This window comes from Sphingomonas hankookensis (assembly GCF_001619955.1).
Classification (GTDB): Bacteria; Pseudomonadota; Alphaproteobacteria; order Sphingomonadales; family Sphingomonadaceae; genus Sphingomonas; species Sphingomonas hankookensis_A.
In genome coordinates, this window is the sequence record NZ_LQQO01000063.1 from 162413 (window position 1) to 179949 (window position 17537).

Sequence of the window (17537 nt, forward strand, 5' to 3'; positions counted from 1 at the left end):
GAAGGCGGGAATCCATAGACGCTGACGTTAGGGAACGATTCGCAACCGCTGCGTATATGGATCCCCGCCTTCGCGGGGATGACGATACTTGCGCCCCCTACCCCAGCAACGCCGTGAGCGCCGGCACCGTCAGCGGTTCGGCGCACAGGAATCCCTGGTACAGCTGACACCCCTCGGTCGCCAGCGCGTCGCGTTGGTCGACCGTTTCGACCCCTTCGGCGATCACCGTCAGGTCGAGCGAGCGGGCCATGTCGATGACGCCGCGCACCACCACCCGGTCGCGGTGCGAGCCGACGATATCCTGCGTCAGCCGCCGGTCGAGCTTGAGATAGTCGAGCGGCAGCGCCTTGAGATAGGCGAGGCTGGAATAGCCGGTGCCGAAATCGTCGATCGCGACGCGGCAGCCGGCCGCGCGCAGCGTCGCGAGCAGCCCCGCCGCCTCGCCCAGTTCGGCGATCAGCCCGCTCTCGGTAATCTCCACGGTCAGCCGGTCGCGCGGAAAGCCGCTGTCGTCGGCGGCGGCGAGCAAGGTTTCGGCAAAGTCGGGCTGCGCGACATCCTCCGCCGTGACGTTGATCGACAGGCGCAGGCGCGAGAGCGGCGCGTCCCAGCCGGCGGCGATGCGCATCGCAAGATGCTGGACATGCGCCGACAACACCCCCGCCAGCCGGGCATGGGTCGCGGCGGCGAACAGCAGTTCGGCACCCAGTTCGCCGCGTTCGGGATGGTCCCAGCGTGCCAGCGCCTCGACCCCGACGATGCGGCCGGCGAGCAGGTCGACCTGCGGCTGGAAGCGGATCGCGATCTCCCCCCGGTCGATCGCGCGATGCACCTCGCCGGCAAGGACGTCGGCGCCGTCCGCGGCCAGCGGCCCCTGCGCATCATCGGCCCGCGCACCGGGCAGCTCGCCCTCGACCCGGCGGATCAGCTGGTCGCCGCTCTCGCCCGGCGCGGCCACGCCGCATGCCTGGCGCAGTCCCAGCGTCACCATGCCGCTGCCCGCGACGAACGGACGCGCCAGCGCCTGCCGCAGCGCCTCCTCCAGCCCTTCGTCATTGCCGTGCGGCAGCAGCACGCCGAATTCGGTCCCGCCCAGCCGGGCCAGCGCCGCGCGGGCGACGCCGGCATCGCGCACCGCCTGTTCGATGCGGCGTTCGACGGCACGCAACAGCGTGTCGCCGACCACCCGCCCCTGTTGCCGGTTGATCGGATCGATCCCGGCGATGGCGAGCACGCGGATGCCGGGGCGCTCACCCCCCTCGATCCGGCGGTCGAGCCAGCGCTGCGCCCCGGCATGGTCGCGCACCGACCCCAGCGCCTCGCGCACCACCGCGCCGATATCGCCGACGCGCGCCAATGGTTCGATCAGCGCGTGCAACCGCCCGCTATGCGCATCCCGCGCGACATGCTGCACCACCCGCCCCAGCCCCGGCAGGTCATGGGCGAAGGCGGTGGCGGGCAGGTTGTCGGTCAATCGCCGGATCGCCGCCAGCGCGATCCGCCGCCCGTCCGGCCCCAGCGCACGGAGCAGCGCGCGCGGGTCGCTCGATTCGGCAAAGCCGGTCGCCTCCGCCAGCGCGGGCGTCAGTTGCAGCGAGCCGCGTTCGGCATCGTGCCGCCAGCCAAGCGGCGCGCCCGCCCCGGCGGTCGGATCATGCCAGCCGCCGCCCATGCGGACGACATGGCGTTCGGCGGAGCGCACCGCCTGCAACAACACCTCGCTGCCGATCGGGCTGACCAGCAGATGCGTCGCGCCGGCGTCGTGCAGCGCGCCCAGCCGGTCGACATCGCCGCGCGACACCAGCACCAGCAGCGCGTCGCCATGGCCGGCGATGCGGGCGAGTTCGGCGGTGGCGGCGATTCCTTCGTCGATCGCGCCGCGCGCATCGACGATGGCGATGGCAGTCCCGCTGGCGGCAACGCGCTGACGTAGCCCGTCCGACCGGCGTGCGGCGACGACCCGCCAGCCGGCGCGCGAGAGGATCGCGGCGAGTTCGTCACGCTGTCGAAACGACAGCACGAACAGCGCGCGCTGCTGCGCCGCATCGTGGCCGGTCCATGCGGTCAAATCCCACCCATGGGCGCGGACAATATGGAGACATTGGGGCGGCGGCAATGGACACCTTGTATGGTCCGTTCGGGCACCTTAGCTTGGTCGGCAATGTCCTGCGCCCCCTCCCTGATCGACGCGCATGGCCGCACCATCCGCTATCTGCGCATATCGGTGACCGACCGGTGCGACCTGCGCTGCCGATACTGCATGGCGGAGGCGATGACCTTCCTGCCCCGTTCGAAGGTGCTGAGCCTGGAGGAGATCGCACTGATCGCCGAGCGGTTCGTGGCGCGCGGGATCGACAAGATCCGCCTGTCGGGTGGCGAGCCGCTGGTCCGGCGCGGTGTGACCGAACTGTGCCAGCGGCTCGGCCGGATGATCGGGGGCGGCCTGTCCGAACTGACCATGACGACCAACGCCACGCGGTTGCGCGAACATGCGCCGGCGCTGGCCGATGCCGGCATCCGGCGGATCAACGTCAGCCTCGATAGCCTCGACCCTGAAATCTTCCGCTATGTCACTCGCCACGGCGATGTCGCGCAGGTGCTGGACGGCATCGCCGCCGCACGCGACGCGGGCATGGCGATCAAGATCAACATGGTGGTCCTGAAAGGGCTGAACGAGGACCATGTCGGCGACATGCTCGACTGGTGCGGGCGTGAGGGGCACGACCTGTCGCTGATCGAGACGATGCCGCTGGGCGCGATCGACGAGGACCGCACCGACCGGTTCGTGCCGCTGACCCGCGTGTTCGACACGCTGTCGGACCGTTTCACCCTGACGCGCGACAGCCACCAGACCGGTGGGCCGGCACGCTATTGGCGGGTGGCCGAGCATGGCAACCGGCTGGGGCTGATCTCGCCGCTGACCGCCAATTTCTGCGCGGGATGCAACCGGGTGCGGCTGACGACCGAGGGCAAGCTGTACCTTTGCCTGGGCCATGACGACCATGTCGACCTGAAGGATGCGCTGCGCGAGGGCGGGATCGCGGCGGTCGATGCCGCGCTCGACGCCGCGCTGCCGCGCAAGCCGGCCGCGCACGACTTCCGCATCGAAACCGGGGCGGCGCCGGCCGTTGCCCGCCATATGAGTGTGACCGGCGGATGACGACGCGCCTTGCCTTGCTGGCCTCCCCCACGCCGCAGGCGCGCGCGGCCGAGGAGACGCTGCGCGCCCGCTATGATTGGGCGGGGGTCGAGGATGCCGATTTGATCGTGGCGCTGGGTGGCGACGGGTTCCTGCTGCAGGTGCTGCACATGCTGCTGGAGCGCCGCAATACCGTGCCGGTGTTCGGCATGAACCTCGGCACGGTCGGGTTCCTGATGAACGAATGGCGCATGGACGAGCTGGACCGGCGGCTGGGCCGGGCCAAGCCGTTCCGCGTATCCCCGCTGACCATGACCGCGACCACGATGGACGGCGAGGTGCGCGTCCTGCCGGCGATCAACGAAGTCTCGCTGCTGCGCGAGACGCGGCAGACCGCCAAGCTGGAAGTGTCGCTCAACGACCGGGTGGTGATGCCCGAGCTGGTGTGCGACGGCATCCTGGCGGCCACGCCCGCCGGGTCGACCGCCTACAACCTGTCCGCGAACGGCCCGATCCTGCCGATGGGGTCCGGCATGCTGGCGCTGACGCCGATCAGCCCGTTCCGCCCGCGGCGCTGGCGGGGCGCGATCCTGCCCGACAAGGCGCGCATCACGCTGCGCGTATTGGAGCCCGACAAGCGCCCGGTATCGGCGGTTGCCGACCAGCGCGAGGTGCGCGACGTGGCGCAGGTCGATGTCGCGGTCGACCGGGTGCGCGACCTGACGCTGCTGTTCGATCCCGAACATGCGCTCGACGACCGCATCACGATGGAGCAGTTCGCCGGCTGACGCGCAAAAAGTGAAATTAGGCGTTGCAAAGCCCGAATCCGCTGCTAAAGACGCGGCCTCGCAGTTGTTCCCTGATAGCTCAGCGGTAGAGCTCTCGACTGTTAATCGAGCGGCCGTAGGTTCGAATCCTACTCAGGGAGCCAGCGAACCCCCCGGAAAACCTAGACTTTCTCCGGCGGGGCCGAACGGATAGTTTCGGCGTTTTGACAAGTCTTTTGACAGACGTTTTGACATTCGCGGTCTGTTCCGGCGCTCAGGCGGCTGGTATCGGCGCGCTGCGAATCGGACGCGTCGAGCGGTACGCCGCTACCCAAAAGCCAACCGCTAGCGGCAACGGCCACAGCCAGACCGACCAGCCCGAACGCCACCCCGGCCCAATACTGCCAGCTGGCGAGGACCGGCTTCATTCCAGCCCGCGCAGCTCGACCACATCGGCACCGCGCTTCGCCGCCTCGATCACCAGGCGCAAGTCGTCCACGCTCGGCAGGTCGCCGTCCGTATGTGCCGCGACGAAATCCTCTAACCGCGCGATGGCGGTCTTTACGGCGATCGTGTCGGCGAGGTGGCGGTCGGTGGTCATGGGTCAACCTCTACCACAATCCCCGTCTTGGCAAACACGAGCGCGGCGTCTCTTTCATCAATGGATTGCGCCTTGCACCCGGTTACCACAATCTCCGCAAATCGCTCTCGGTCTTTTGCTTGCTGCTCATCTCGGGCTTTCAGGGCTGGGCCATGCTTCGCGCGCCACGCCGCATCCTCTGCTCGGATGCGGGGCAGTTCGTCCGCCCAGCTCACCCCTCCACCTTCGCGGGCGGGGATTGCAGGGCGAGGATGGCGTCGGCGCGCTTGAGGAAATGGTCTTGCACCTCTGCCGACAGCTCGTGCCAATCCGCGAGGCTATGAGTGCCGTGCGGGTCGCCAGCTTCCAACGCTGCGTCAGTGCGACCGCTGTGGATGTGCGGGTGCCAGCTGTAGATCAGCCGCGCGATCGCCTCCCGCTCCCCCAACGCTGCGCGCGGGCAGTCGCAGTTGTACCCGTCATGCGCGCCGCGCCCTTCCGCGTGGCCATGAACCGGCTGCAATCCACTCACGGCAGGATCGCTCGCTTCTTCGGGACCGGCTGCGATCAAGCGAGCGGCTACACCCGGCAGGCACGGATGCTCGCTTACCGGTATCAGCGCCTCTAGCGCATCAAGAGCGGCAGACTGTCTCATCCATGCTTCTCGCGGCACCCGTGGTATGTCGCTGCTGCCTTCTGCGGTATCGTCGCATAGGCCCCATGCCGCGTTCAGCACTTCCGCTACCGCCTGTTGCATTCCGGCATCAATTCCCACCGCTGCGCGCGGGCGGTCGAGGGCTGCGTCTATGGCAGCGAGCAGCTTGTCCTCGCGATCGTCGAAGGCGTCGCACGACTTGCGCTCGACATACTGGCGTGCTTGCGAGAGCGCTTCCCGCAAGCTTACCCCATCCCCGGCAGGCGCGGAGGCTGGATGCGAATAGAGGCAGGTTCCGCCGTCAAAGGGCAACCGCGACCACTTGCGGATATGCTGGCCGTCGTCGCTGAATTGCACGCACAATTCGAGTGATGGAAAGACCGGCGCGGAGGCGATGGCGGCAAGGCGGTGGCGGGCGACAATGCCGAGAACGTAGTCGCCCTCTGCCCGTCCGTTTGCCACGTCGGTAGCCTCAATATACGCGCAAAAGTGTCTGTGAATTGCCGCGGCCTCGTCCCGGTCGCATTGCTCCACCGTCACCGGCGCGTCGTTCGTGGGGGTCATGCGGCTGGTGTCATCCTTCGGCATCATCATCTCCCTGGTTGGCCACCGCGCCCGCAGCGACGAGCTCGATGTGCTCGCGCCGCCGGCTGGCGATCCGCCGCGCCTTTTCCTGATTGGCCTTGTTGTAGATCCGCGTGACCTCGAGCGTGCTGTGCCCGCTGACCGCGCGCACGTCGTCGGTGCCGCTATCGCCGATCTCGGTAATCCCGCCGTGGCGGAAGCTGGTGAACTTGAGGTCGTCCGGCAGTCCGGCTGCCTTGCGGATGCGCCGGTGCAGCTGGACCTGGTAGGTCGGCGTGTAAGGCTTGCCGGTGCGCTCATCGCGCACGATCAGCGCATCGTCAGCGCCGCGCTCCATGCGGGCCAGTTCGGCCTCCAGCTCCGGATATAGCTCGACCCGATCCTCGCCGACCCCGTCGACCAGCGGAATGTCGACGACGTTGCCGGTCTTCGACTGGATCAGCCCGATTCGCTCGGCCGGCACGTACCCGCCCCACGTCACCCCGCGCGACACACGCTTGTCCGGGTCCTCGAACCCGAATGCGTCGTAAACCCGCTGGCAGGCCTCAAAACAGATCGCCGCGGCGGTGGCCATGCTCTGCTTGCCCATCGCGCGCGCGGTGGCCCGATAGAGGTCGTATTCGGCGCGAGTGGCGGCGCGATTGCCCCGCCCTGCCCCGCTGCTCGACTGGATGCCCATGCCGGCGAAGGGGTTCTCCTTCACCCCCGTCTGCTTGTGATGTCGCGCCGCCTGGTTCCAGACCAGCCGGCAGACCTGCATCATGTAGGCGCTCTGTCGATCTCCGTGCTTGGCCTTCGCCTTCTTGTACAGGCTGTCGGCGGCCGTCGCGTCGATCGCGGGCGCGCGGCGCTGCCCCAAGGTGCCGGACCGCATCTCGATCGCGCAGACCTGCTCCATCGCCAGCTTGTAGCCGGCGCGGGTGTTGTGGCGGAGCGCGGTGAAGCGCTCGAGCTTGCGATACCAGTCGAACAGCCAGCGGACCGTACCGGGCGTGAGCTTCGCCCCCTCACCTTTGCGCCACTGGTCGAACGCCTCGTTGATCGCGTTGGCACGCGTGATCGCCGTCGCCAGGTCAGTGCCCAGCGTGCTCGACACGACCGGGCACGTCTTGCCATGCCGCTCAGCTGGCGGCTTGGCCCATGCCGGACGCGCCCAATAATAGCCGCGCTTGCCGTCCGCCATTTTGCGCGGGTTCACATAGCGAGGCAGGCGTTCAGTCGCCAAAATCCATATCCTCTGCGTTCTCGGAGAACATATCGGCCAGTGCGCTGTCGAGCTCCGACCGGAGCGCCAGCGCGCCGCCGCGCGGGCCGCGCGCGCGGAAGTGGACGCGGCCCGCGCGCTCCCACGCGCGCAGCTGCGCTTCGGCCACCTGCGTATAGGCGAGCGCCATGTCTCGCGGCATCGCGGCTGGCCAGTCCGGCAGGTCACGAAGGGCGAGCGCGGCCATCAGCCCGACACCTCACTGTCATAGCTAATGTCGATCGAAACCCCGGCCGCCCTGCCCAACGCGTCGAACACGGCCGCCGTGTAGCTCGGCGGGATCGTCCCGGTCCGGTGCGGGTCGGCGGCCCATGCGGCATCCAGATGGCGGAAGCGGGCGCGGGCCTGCTTGGTGCGGTCGTAGCGCGGCTGGAGCCATTGCCGCTCGCGCGCCAGCCAGTCGGCGTCCGGCATGCCGTGCTTCGCCGCCAGCCGCTCGCGCGTGTTGTACGCGCCCTCGGCAACCGCATGGTCCGCGTCGGGGTCGTCGATCGCCAGTGAGCATAGCGCGATCAGCGACCGGCCGTGCGTGCGGGTCGCATAGGCGGCCAGCCCCTCCGTGCCCGGATAGTCGACCGCGCCCTGGCAGAAGCAGTCGGACGGCTGGTGGCCGAGGCAGAAGTGGCAGACCTCGCCGTCGGGCGCGCGGGGCCTCATGCTGCTTCATCCTCATCGGACCTCATTGCCGCCAGCAAAGGCTCGATCGCGCCGGCCATCGTCAGCAACGGCTGAAGTTGCTTTGATAGGTGAGCCAGCCCGCCGTAGGTTTTGGCAACGCCCAGACGATGCACCATGCCAACAGCGCGGCCGAACGACTTTTCGTCGAACCAACGACCCAGCATGCCGTCCGTATCTTCGCCCGGACCAATGCCTGCGGCCTTCTTTATCGCCTCCAGCGTTGAGCGAGCCGCCTCGTCCTGCGATCGGACGTGGCGCCGCTCTTCCTCGACGCCAGCCTTGATCTGCGTGGCGACCGACGCCCGCAACGCCTCGGTTTGCTTCTGCACCGCCTCGTGCACGGTCGCCTTTGCGTGCTCATCGGCGCGCCGCAGCAGCGCGGCAAGGAACGGCATGTCGATGGGCTGAGGCTGGAGCTTTGGCGCCTGCTTCACGCACCGCAGGCCATTCGCCTGCACCTCGTACAGCCCCCACCCCTCCGGCAGTTCGCCGTCCTTCACGATGCCGGGCGGGGTTACGATCCACCAATAGGTGCAGAACCGTGCGATGGCCTCCGCCTTCGCAGGGTTGCGCATCTCTGAAAGCCAGTCGGACCGGGATACCTTGATCTCGAACCCCTGAAGCGCAAGGCCGCGCGATGGCCATAGACCCATCGCGATTGCATCGGCCCAGCGGCGCGAGCGTCCGCCGGTGGCGTCGCCGACCTCATAGAACAGCGCGTATTCCGGCGCGGCGAATTTGCGCGCCAGCGCGGCGCGAACGTCTGCGGATCGCATCATTCGCATCCCCGCCCGACCAGTTCGCCGTTCACGCCGCCGGTGAAGTCCTGCCAGTGGACCCAGCCCTTCGGGCAGTGGAAACCCCACTCGCGCACCTTCGGGCCGGTGATAAACAGCGACACCGCACGCTCACCCGGCAGGATTTCGAGCCGGTGCGCCGCCTCGGCTGGCCGACTGCCGATCCAGCCCGGCTCGCGGAGGGTCGCGCCTTCCGGCGTGTGCTCGATATAGCGGCCGTCAAGCAGCATCGACGTGTTCGGCCACGGGTGGTCGTGCAGCGCGCGGTCGTCGTCGCTGCGCAGGATTTCGTGCAGGTACACGTTGCAGCCAGCATTGCGGGGGATGACCCACCAGCGGCGCAGATACGGCTGGGCGGGTTCGCCGATGACGAAGTCTGGCGCGCGCAGCATCAGGGCGTTTGCCCAAGCCAGCATGGCGGTCGGGTCGGCGTAGGGAATCATGCCCCAGCCCTCATCTCAGCAGCAAGCGACTGCGCTTCCTCCGGTGTCGCGACCCGAAACATCGGGTGGACCTTACTGTCCCCGCCGATCACTTCGAGTTCGTGGATCCTGAAAAGGCCTCCCAGGGTCCAATCGCACCCACGCCCATTTGCCGCGCGCGAGCGACCGCCCTTGTCGGCCGGCCCGGCGCCAGTCCAACGGCCCTCGCAGCTGAAACCGATCTGCGTTTCCACCTTGTCCGCCGGAACGCCGGCTGCGGCGAGACTGCGCATCGACTGCACCGTGCCACAGACCGGGCAAACAAGCGCGACATCCTCACGCGGCACCTTCTGCGCGTTGCATCGGGCGCGGAACGTGCCAAGGTCGATTACTTCTAGCGCCATCAGAACAACCCCCTGCCCCACGCCAGCGCGACGTGGCCGGCGAAATAGACGACGGCGAATGTGCCGACCGGGACGAGCGCGGCCTCAAGGCGCGCATCGATCCAGCGGCCCAGCGCGACGAGATCGTCACCCCGTCCGCCATCACCGCGGGCGGCTGGCTCGCGGCTGGTGTCGACGACGATCGAAGCGGCGCGAGCCATGGCGCCGGTGGCGCGGACGGTGCGCGCGGTCACGACGCGTGCATCCAGAGCCAGCGGGCCGCCGCCGCGCCGAGCGCGACGATGACGAGCATCACGACAAACGCCGCGGTGGAAATCCAACCCAGCCAGCGGTCGACCTGCGCCTCGCGGGCACGATGCGTTTCGCGCAGCCGCTCCTGATGCAAGGCCCACCGGCGGTCGAAGGGATCAGGCTTCATCGACCGGTCCTCCGCGCTTCGAAGTGCTTCGCCGCGTGCTCGGCCGCCTGGCGCGCGCTGGTGGCGCTCTCCATCTCCATCGTGGCGGCGTCGAGCGCGGTCTTCGCCCGCTGCTCGCGCGCCACCGCCTGCATCACGCGGTCGTCGTGCACCCGCTTCGTCGCATAGCGCGGCTGGGCGACGCGGCGGGCACGGCTGTCGATGTCGTTCTGCACCGCGATCAGCAGCGAGGCGTCGGTCCAGTCGCCGCCGATCCGCTCGGCGCGGATGCGCAGCAGGTCCATGTCGTCGCGGATCTGCTTCTCATAGCCGACGCGCTGGCGGTGGCCCTCGGGCAGCTTCACCGCCCGCGCGCTCAGGTCGCGGATGCGGCCGACGACGGGGCGGAAATCGATAATGGCCTGCGCGACGTCGGGGTCGACCTCGGCGGCTGGAATAATGGGATCGTGCAACATGTGCGCTCCACCGGCCGGGAGGGCCGTTGGATGCGTCATATCGCTACATAACGTAGCGCGTCAACATGTTTTGTAGCGTTAGAACTTCCGTGTCGCGGGATCGAACTTTGGAAGGGCAATCTTTGTGCATTGCGCCGTCGTGCTTGTGTGCGCCTTCGGAAGGGTGACGAACGAATGGTACGTCCCCGCCCTGCGATCGATCGTCGCCGTGAGAGACGCAGAAGCCTTGAGGTCCGAATCAACTGTGATCAGCACAGGTCCAAAATCAACGACACAGCCCTTAATCTCAGACCCGCAGAGTGGCTCCTCCCGACCAAGACTTTCGTTCCAGCGCGATACCGACCTGTCGTGCTCATTCAGGATTAGGGTCAGGGTGGCGGCCCGCACGGTTTCAGTGCGCGTCCCAGTAGGCATGTACTTTTCCGTCCCCACGCACCGAATGGCAACGAACTCGTCGGGCGCTTGGGCGACGACAACCAGCAGCGCTGCCCACCCAACTGGCGTCATACCCGCCGACCGACGTAGACGACTCGACCTACGATAAACAGGTCGTCAGCAGGCACGACCTGATCGCCTACGGTCTTATTGTCCGACCGAATTTCAACCATCCCATTGCCGACAGCTCGCAGTCGCTTGATCATTCCGGCACCCTGGTAAGAGCACGCCCATATGCGGTCCTGCATATTGAGAACCCGCTGCGAGGTGTCGATCACTACCTCGTCGTCATTGATCAGCGTCGGAAACATGCTGTCCCCGTCGCCTGACGCAACGAACAGACAAGCCGGCTCAGCACGAGATATGCGACGCAGAAAGTCGGGATCGTACAGAACCAGTTCGACGTCGGGATAATCATCGATGCTGGTGCCCGCCCCCATCGCATAACTGAGATCCACACGCCTGATCGCGATTGCGCCGTCGCCGTCCGACGCCCCCGTCAGTGCGGGCTGATCGGGAACCTCTGCAGCGACAATCTGCTTTCGAGGGGGTGACTTCGGAGCACTGTCGCCGTGAAGTAGCCAGTCCGTCGAAACGCCGAGCTTACTCGCAAATAGCGACGCAAGCTTGGCGAACCCGTTCTGCCCATTCTCGTATGCTCGGTACGTCGTCGCATGAATGCCCACGGCACGCGCGAAGTCCGCCTTGTCAGCAAATCCGGCTTGCTGGCGGGCCTGCGCTAAACGCTCGTGCGGCGTGTCGGGTGATTCTTCCATTCCTTCCGCGTGACATAAAGCAACGCTACAAATCATGTTGCCAAGCGGCGCTACGAATGATAGCGCTTCATTATGAGCAGCTTCCATGATCACGCTTCGCTGATTTTGCATCTGGGTGGTGCCGCCGGCTTAGCGGCTGGCATCTCCACCCACGCGGTCAACGTTCGCGCTTGGGTTGCTCGCAACCGCATACCCCCCGAGTACTGGCCGTCGGTGATCACGTATGCTGCCAGCGTTGGCGACGCCGTGTCCGCTGATTGGCTGATGCATACGACGCCAGCGCGCCGGCGCGCCGAGCGAGCGGCAGCATGAGTTCGCTCACGCCCGAACAGGTTGCCGAGGTCCGCGCGATCGTCGCCGAGATGCTCGGCCAGACGCTGCGCGGGGTGAACGAGCGTATCCTCAACGCTTCCATGGCTGCGATCATGGCGTTGACCACTTCCACGAACCGGAGCGCGCCGCGATGACCGCCTGCAACCGCTGTGGCGCGAGCGCCTGGCACCCCGAGGTGCGCGCGTGCACCTCCACGAATTGCGAGCTTCGCGGGCAGCCGGCCCCGAAGACGGACGCGACGGCTGGCGCTTCCCCCTTGCCGCCGGCCGCCGCGCCCGTTCCCGCTCCCGCTCCCGCCAATGATTCCGTCCCTCTGCATGCCAGGAGCAATGCACGATGACCGCTCCGCACATCCACGGGCGCTATCGCACCGTTTCCGCGAGTTCGCTGCTCGACACGCTGGGCACGAGCTTAACCCGCATCAAGTCCGAGGATGCGGCGACCGACGCTGACCTCGGCCGCGTGCTGGGCAAGAGCGAGGATCGCGCCGCGGCGTACCGCGCCGGCAACGGCGACATGGGCGTCGTCAGCTTCCTGTTCGGCTGCCGTGAGTGGGATGGCCGCTTCGCCAACGACGCGCTGGCGCTGGTCGGCATGCGGCTGGCCCCGATCGAGGCCCCCGCCGACATCGGGCCGAACGCGTTGCGCGCGCTGGGCGCCCTGATCGCCAAGAAGGCGGAGGCGCTGGAGGACGGCACCATCGACGACGACGAGCTCGACGCCATGTGGCCCGAGATCGAAGCCGTCGCCGCGCACATCGATCGACTTCGCATCCGGCGGGCGAACGCCAGCCGACCGCTGCAAATCACGAGGCTCTAACCGCCAGCCGCCGCTGGCCGAAGGATACGACCATGACCGCCACGAATGGCGCGGGCGCGGCTGGGGCCGCTTCCGCGAGCGATAACCTGCGTCCGCTTTCACTCGCCGCCGCCATCGCCGGCATCGGTGAGGGAGAGGCAAAGATCATCGATGGTGATGATGCCCGCACGCCGCCCGCCCCTGCCGCGCTTGATCTTCTGGGGTTCGATCGCCCGTACCAGCCAGCGGTCGCCGAAGCATCGGCAACGACCAGTGCGGACGCCTACCGCGCATTTCTCGAAGCCAAGATTCCGGTTGCGCCGGCGGCTGGCCTTCCTTGCTCGCTGGACGATGTACCGACGCATCTCGCCGACGGCCGTCCGCTCCGCGATCATCAACGCCATTGCGTGCGCTGGGCAGTCGAGGGCGGACGCCGCGCGCTGTTCGAGGCGTTCGGCCTGGGCAAGTCGATCCAGCAGCTGCTCATCCTCGACATCATTCTCGACAAGATCGAGCAGCGGCTGGACCCGTACACGGACGGCCATTTCTTCGGCAAGCCGAACATGGGGCTGATCGTCGCGCCACTCGGTGTCCGGCGTGAGTTCATGCGCGACGCCGCCCTGCTCGGCATCGAGTTGCACTTCGTGAAGTCCAACGCTGAGATCGAAGCATCGCCGGACGTCTGCGGCCTGTTCCTAACGAATTACGAGAGCGTTCGGGACGGTAAGATCGACGTCAGCCGCTTCAACGCGGTCAGCCTCGACGAGGCGAGCGTACTGCGCAGCTACGGGTCGAAGACCTACCAGACGTTCCTGCCGATGTTCAATTCCGTGCCCTATCGCTTCGTCGCGACCGCCACCCCGTCGCCGAACCGGTACAAGGAGCTGATCCACTATGCCGGGTACCTCGGCGTGATGGACACTGGGCAGGCCCTGACCCGGTTCTTCCAGCGCAACAGCGAGAAGGCCGGTGACCTCACTCTCTATCCGCACAAGGAAGAGGAGTTCTTCGCGTGGCTCAACACCTGGGCGGTGTTCCTGCAACGTCCGAGCGACCTAGGGTTCAGCGACGAGGGCTACGACCTGCCGCCAATCACCGTGCGCTGGCATAGCGTGCAGGCGGACCTCGCAGCGGCTGGCAGCGAGAGCAACGGACAGCACCGGCTGATCCGCGACGCGGCGATGGGGATTGTGGAAGCGGCGCGGGAGAAGCGGGATACGCTGTCCGCGCGCGTCGCCAAGGCGGCGGAGATCGTCGCGGCCGGTGATGGTGACCATTTCATCCTGTGGCATGACCTCGAGGACGAACGTCGCGAGATTTGCGCCGCCATGCCCGACGCGGCGGCCGTGTTCGGTTCGCAGGACCTGGGATGCCGGGAAGACATCATCGGCCAGTTCGCGGAAGGAGAAATCCCCCTGCTGGCCGCAAAGCCGGTGATGCTGGGCAGCGGCACGAATCTGCAGCGCCATTGCCACCGCGCGATCTTCGTCGGCGTCGGGTTCAAGTTCAACGACTTCATCCAGGCAATCCACCGCATTCAGCGGTTCCAGCAGCCGCACCCCGTCGAGATCGACATCATTCATGCCGAGACGGAAACCGAGGTCGTGCGCGACCTGCAGGCGAAGTGGGCACGGCACGATGAACTGGTGCAGCGCATGTCGGCGATCATTCAGCGCCACGGCCTCGGGCATGACGCCGCTATCTCCGGGCTGAAACGGTCCATCGGGGTCGTTCGTGAAAAGGCGAACGGCGAACGATGGTGGCTGGCGCACAACGACTGCGTCGATGAGGCCGCCCGGCTGGACGAAGGGTCGGTCGACCTGATCGTCACGTCGGTCCCGTTCTCGAACCACTATGAGTACACGCCGAGCTATAACGACTTCGGCCATACCGACGACGACGCTCATTTTTTCGCGCAGATGGATCACCTGACGCCGAACCTGCTCCGCGCGCTCGCGCCCGGTCGGCTGGCGTGCATCCATGTGAAAGACCGGATCCTGTTCGGCGCGGTCACTGGTCAAGGCGTGCCGACGGTGAACCCGTTCCACGCCAAGTGCATCGCGCATTACCTGCGTCACGGGTTCCAGTTCATGGGGATGATCCACGTCAACACCGACGTCGTCCGCGAGAACAATCAGACCTACCGCCTGTCGTATTCGGAGATGTGCAAGGACGGCACCAAGATGGGTGTTGGCTCACCCGAGTATGTCCTGCTCATGCGCAAGCCGCAGTCGGATCGCAGCCGCGGCTATGCCGATGTTCCAGTTCATAGGGATCCGGAAAGCTATAGCCTGGCGCGGTGGCAGGTGGACGCGCATGCGTTCTGGCGCTCGTCCGGCGACCGCATGCCGACGATCGGCGAACTTGTAACGAACGCTGATAGGTTCGCTTCCCTACCGGTCGGTCGGCTGGTGAAGGCGTTCACCGAACAGACGCGCGATATCATCCACGACCACGAGGCGCATGTCGCGATCGGAGAGGCGATCGAGGCGCGAGACGCGAACGACGGCCGTGGGCACCTGCCCCGCACGTTCATGTCGCTGGCGCCTGGCGCGCACGATCCGAACACCTGGGACGACGTCGTCCGGATGCGGACGCTGAACGGTGAACAGGCGCGCAAGGGTGCGGAGAAGCACGTTTGCCCGCTGCAGTTCGATATCGTCGACCGGCTGATCCAACGGTTCAGCATGAAGGATGAGTTAGTGTTCGACCCGTTCGCAGGGCTCGGCACCGTACCGCTGCGCGCCATGGCGCTCGGGCGACGCGGCGGGGGAAGCGAGCTCAACCCGGACTATTTCCGGTTCGCCACGGCGTATCTGACGGACGCGGAGCGCGAGGCCTCGATCCCGACGCTGTTCGACATGCTCGGGCTGGGAGAGGCAGCATGAGCGCCGTTCGTGAAAAGGCGAACAACGCCTCGATCGGCACGACCGCCGCGCGCATGGTCCTGCTCGAACGGGCGGCTGGCCACCTGAAGCAGCAGCCGCTGGCGGACGCGATGGGGATCGTCAAACGCGGGCTGCAGAGCAAGATCAACGGCACGCGGCCTATCTTCGGCGACGACCTGCGGCTGGCCGCAGCGGCGATCGACCAGCGGGCGGGTGAACTGACCGCGCTGGCCACCCAGATGCGCGAGGCGGCGCAGTGACATGGCTCTTCGTACCCTCAGTGTGTGCGCCGGCGTCGGAGGCCTCGACCTGGGCGTCCGAATTGCCCGACCCGACGCGCGCTGCGTCGCTTTCGTGGAGAGGGAAGCCTCTGCAGCCGCAAGCCTGGTCGCGAGCATGGCGGCGGGGCGGCTTCATCCGGCTGCTGTCTGGTCTGACCTGCGAACCTTCGACGCTACAGCATGGCGCGGCGCAGTGGATTGCGTCCTGTCGGGCGATCCCTGCCAAGGGAACAGCGTCGCCGGAAAACGGCTCGGCGCCGATGACGACCGGTGGCTGCTCGACCGGGCAATCGACGTGTTCGATAAAAGCGGGGCTCGCGCCTTCTTCCGCGAGAACGTCGTCGGGAACCTCGCAGGACAGGTTGCCGCTGCCATCCCGGCATTGGAGCGGCTGGGCTGCCGCGTTGCGTGCGGAATTTTCAGCGCGGCTGAGGCCGGTGCAAGCCACCGCAGGGAGCGGTTCTTCCTCTTGGCCCACCGCCGCAGTGATGGACACCGGCGATACGACGGACCTGGCACGGATCGAAGCGAGACGATCGGAGCAGAAGGCGCGCGGAATCAACGGGAACGGCTTCGGGCAATCGCTGGGCGAGGCGGCGCGTGTCTGGATGACACCGAACGTGCCGAACGGCGGGCGCACTGCGTCCCATGCGATCGTCAAGGGTCGGACCTTGACACGAGAGGACGGCACGAAGGTTCAGCTTGGCTTGGAACACCAAGCGCAGACGTGGTCGACGCCCCCCGCATCGGATGGGGAGAAGGGTGGGCCGAACATGTCGTTCGGAGCGGGCCGGGTACCGCTTCCGACACAAGCGGCGCACTGGCCGACCCCGAACGTGGGTTCAGAGAACAGTATGCGCGGCGCGGGTCAGGATCCAGCAGTCCGGAAGGCGGGCGGACATCAGGTCAACCTGAAGGATGCGGCGGAATACTTTCGACCGCTCGCCGCAATCGACCTTTCGCTCCCGCACCGTCCGACCCCGTCTGGGCCGAAATCGTCAGAGACGCGCCGTCGCTTGAACCCGCTGTTTGTCGAGTGGCTCATGGGGTGGCCGGAAGGATTGAGCGGCTTCGACACTGCGGCAATGGCGTCGTACCACTCACCGCAGCCCTCGCATGGGTGCGGCTGCATGGACTGCTGGCTGACGCAGCAGCGGGCGATGCTGTCCGATTTGCTGACAATCGATCCGCCAGCGCAGGGGCTGCTGCTGTGAGGGCCGCGGCGTGAAGCGGCCGGCCGCCCATAAATACAGCGCCAAGGCGACCCCCTGCGGGTTCTGCCCGAAGCCGCACCCGTCGCGCCGCGAGGCCCGTCGGTGCGCCGACCTGCATATCCTGCAGCGCGCAGGCGAGATCGACGCGCTGGTGGTCGGGCCGCGCTTCTTCTTCGAGGTGAACGGCCAGCCGCTCATTCACGATAACGGCCGGCGGGCGGTCTATACCCCCGACTGGCGTTACCGGCGCGTCCGCGACAACCGGCAGGTCGTCGAGGACACCAAGGGCATGCGCGTGCGCGACTGGCCGCTGCGCAAGGCGCTGTTCCGCGCCTGCTATCCCGACATCGAGGTGATCGAATCGTGAGCACCGACCTGCTCGCTCGCCTCATTACGGCTGGCACGCCCGCCGACCTCGTCGCCGAGGTCGCGATGGCGCTTGCCGAGGCGAAGAGCGACGCGGCGGCGATCCAGCGCCGGCGCGATCGCGACGCCGATCGGCAGGCGGCGAAGCGGGCGCGCGACCGGGCTGATGCCGCGTCACGCTATCACACGCCTGCTAACGTGACGTCACGTGACAGCGCGGACGTTTCCTCCCCCGCTCCCTCTCCCCTTTCTTCCCCCCAGACCCCCCAACAAACCCCACAC

Annotated in this window: 23 protein-coding genes, 1 tRNA gene and 1 pseudogene; 12 read left to right on the forward strand and 13 right to left on the reverse strand. The window is 67.1% G+C overall.

Features of this window, described 5'->3' with window-relative positions:
* Positions 1-97: 97 nt before the first annotated feature.
* A complete protein-coding gene (locus tag AVT10_RS17515; RefSeq protein ID WP_232308072.1) occupies positions 98-2068 on the reverse strand; it encodes a putative bifunctional diguanylate cyclase/phosphodiesterase in 1971 nt (656 codons plus the stop codon).
* 93 nt (positions 2069-2161) lie between these two features.
* Between AVT10_RS17515 and moaA the strand changes: the two genes are divergently transcribed.
* The 3 genes from moaA to AVT10_RS17530 all read left to right on the forward strand — a co-directional run bounded on the left by moaA (position 2162) and on the right by AVT10_RS17530 (position 4070).
* Positions 2162-3160, forward strand: a complete 999-nt coding sequence (gene moaA, locus AVT10_RS17520; protein WP_066694484.1) for a GTP 3',8-cyclase MoaA — start codon at positions 2162-2164, stop codon at positions 3158-3160.
* On the forward strand, positions 3157-3927 hold the full coding sequence (locus AVT10_RS17525) for an NAD kinase (protein ID WP_066694491.1): 771 nt from the start codon (positions 3157-3159) through the stop codon (positions 3925-3927). The genes moaA and AVT10_RS17525 overlap by 4 nt, the downstream gene beginning before the upstream one ends.
* 68 nt (positions 3928-3995) lie before the next feature.
* Positions 3996-4070, forward strand: a tRNA-Asn gene (locus AVT10_RS17530).
* A 260-nt stretch (positions 4071-4330) separates the two neighbouring features.
* On the opposite strand, the gene AVT10_RS18430 is transcribed toward AVT10_RS17530, so the two are convergent.
* The 12 genes from AVT10_RS18430 to AVT10_RS17590 form a co-directional block, all read right to left on the reverse strand.
* Positions 4331-4507, reverse strand: a complete 177-nt coding sequence (locus tag AVT10_RS18430) for a hypothetical protein (protein WP_157092808.1) — start codon at positions 4505-4507, stop codon at positions 4331-4333.
* Positions 4508-4718: 211 nt separating this feature from the next.
* A complete protein-coding gene (locus tag AVT10_RS17535) occupies positions 4719-5729 on the reverse strand; it encodes a hypothetical protein (protein ID WP_157092809.1) in 1011 nt (336 codons plus the stop codon).
* Positions 5716-6909, reverse strand: coding sequence for a hypothetical protein (locus AVT10_RS17540; RefSeq protein WP_066694497.1), 1194 nt, complete (start codon positions 6907-6909; stop codon positions 5716-5718). The genes AVT10_RS17535 and AVT10_RS17540 overlap by 14 nt, the downstream gene beginning before the upstream one ends.
* Before the next feature lie 31 nt (positions 6910-6940).
* Positions 6941-7177: a hypothetical protein gene (locus AVT10_RS17545; protein ID WP_066694500.1), complete on the reverse strand. Its 237-nt coding sequence runs from the start codon at positions 7175-7177 to the stop codon at positions 6941-6943.
* Positions 7177-7647: a hypothetical protein gene (locus AVT10_RS17550; RefSeq protein WP_066694502.1), complete on the reverse strand. Its 471-nt coding sequence runs from the start codon at positions 7645-7647 to the stop codon at positions 7177-7179. The genes AVT10_RS17545 and AVT10_RS17550 overlap by 1 nt, the downstream gene beginning before the upstream one ends.
* Positions 7644-8447: a hypothetical protein gene (locus AVT10_RS17555; RefSeq protein WP_066694511.1), complete on the reverse strand. Its 804-nt coding sequence runs from the start codon at positions 8445-8447 to the stop codon at positions 7644-7646. Before AVT10_RS17555 ends, AVT10_RS17550 begins: the two co-directional genes overlap by 4 nt.
* Complete coding sequence (locus AVT10_RS17560) at positions 8444-8908, reverse strand: hypothetical protein (protein WP_066694512.1); 465 nt, start codon at positions 8906-8908, stop codon at positions 8444-8446. The genes AVT10_RS17555 and AVT10_RS17560 overlap by 4 nt, the downstream gene beginning before the upstream one ends.
* The gene (locus AVT10_RS17565) at positions 8905-9291 is read right to left on the reverse strand and encodes a VVA0879 family protein (protein ID WP_066694513.1); all 387 of its coding nucleotides are present in this window, start codon (positions 9289-9291) and stop codon (positions 8905-8907) included. The genes AVT10_RS17560 and AVT10_RS17565 overlap by 4 nt, the downstream gene beginning before the upstream one ends.
* On the reverse strand, positions 9291-9524 hold the full coding sequence (locus AVT10_RS17570; RefSeq protein WP_066694514.1) for a hypothetical protein: 234 nt from the start codon (positions 9522-9524) through the stop codon (positions 9291-9293). The genes AVT10_RS17565 and AVT10_RS17570 overlap by 1 nt, the downstream gene beginning before the upstream one ends.
* Positions 9521-9709: a hypothetical protein gene (locus AVT10_RS17575; RefSeq protein ID WP_066694516.1), complete on the reverse strand. Its 189-nt coding sequence runs from the start codon at positions 9707-9709 to the stop codon at positions 9521-9523. Before AVT10_RS17575 ends, AVT10_RS17570 begins: the two co-directional genes overlap by 4 nt.
* Positions 9706-10164, reverse strand: coding sequence for a hypothetical protein (locus tag AVT10_RS17580; protein WP_066694518.1), 459 nt, complete (start codon positions 10162-10164; stop codon positions 9706-9708). The genes AVT10_RS17575 and AVT10_RS17580 overlap by 4 nt, the downstream gene beginning before the upstream one ends.
* A gap of 503 nt (positions 10165-10667) precedes the next feature.
* Positions 10668-11375: an XRE family transcriptional regulator gene (locus AVT10_RS17590; RefSeq protein ID WP_066694520.1), complete on the reverse strand. Its 708-nt coding sequence runs from the start codon at positions 11373-11375 to the stop codon at positions 10668-10670.
* A gap of 72 nt (positions 11376-11447) precedes the next feature.
* On the opposite strand from AVT10_RS17590, the gene AVT10_RS18625 reads away from it, so the two are divergent.
* From AVT10_RS18625 to AVT10_RS18435, 9 genes and pseudogenes are all read left to right on the forward strand, one after another.
* Entirely contained in the window at positions 11448-11687 is a 240-nt protein-coding gene (locus tag AVT10_RS18625; protein ID WP_198158630.1) for a hypothetical protein, read from the forward strand.
* Entirely contained in the window at positions 11684-11842 is a 159-nt protein-coding gene (locus AVT10_RS17595) for a hypothetical protein (RefSeq protein ID WP_157092811.1), read from the forward strand. Before AVT10_RS18625 ends, AVT10_RS17595 begins: the two co-directional genes overlap by 4 nt.
* A gap of 202 nt (positions 11843-12044) precedes the next feature.
* Positions 12045-12527, forward strand: a complete 483-nt coding sequence (locus AVT10_RS17600; protein WP_066694525.1) for a hypothetical protein — start codon at positions 12045-12047, stop codon at positions 12525-12527.
* 32 nt (positions 12528-12559) lie between these two features.
* The gene (locus tag AVT10_RS17605; RefSeq protein ID WP_084401855.1) at positions 12560-15394 is read left to right on the forward strand and encodes a DNA methyltransferase; all 2835 of its coding nucleotides are present in this window, start codon (positions 12560-12562) and stop codon (positions 15392-15394) included.
* Positions 15391-15654, forward strand: a complete 264-nt coding sequence (locus tag AVT10_RS17610) for a hypothetical protein (RefSeq protein ID WP_066694530.1) — start codon at positions 15391-15393, stop codon at positions 15652-15654. Before AVT10_RS17605 ends, AVT10_RS17610 begins: the two co-directional genes overlap by 4 nt.
* A 1-nt stretch (position 15655) precedes the next feature.
* Positions 15656-16108, forward strand: a pseudogene (locus AVT10_RS18975) (DNA cytosine methyltransferase); the annotation flags it as partial.
* Positions 16109-16163: 55 nt separating this feature from the next.
* On the forward strand, positions 16164-16889 hold the full coding sequence (locus AVT10_RS18825) for a hypothetical protein (protein WP_066694532.1): 726 nt from the start codon (positions 16164-16166) through the stop codon (positions 16887-16889).
* Between the two features lie 10 nt (positions 16890-16899).
* Entirely contained in the window at positions 16900-17256 is a 357-nt protein-coding gene (locus AVT10_RS17620) for a DUF1064 domain-containing protein (protein WP_066694534.1), read from the forward strand.
* On the forward strand, positions 17253-17537 hold a 285-nt coding region (locus AVT10_RS18435), incomplete at its 3' end, for a hypothetical protein (RefSeq protein ID WP_157092812.1). The genes AVT10_RS17620 and AVT10_RS18435, both read left to right, overlap by 4 nt.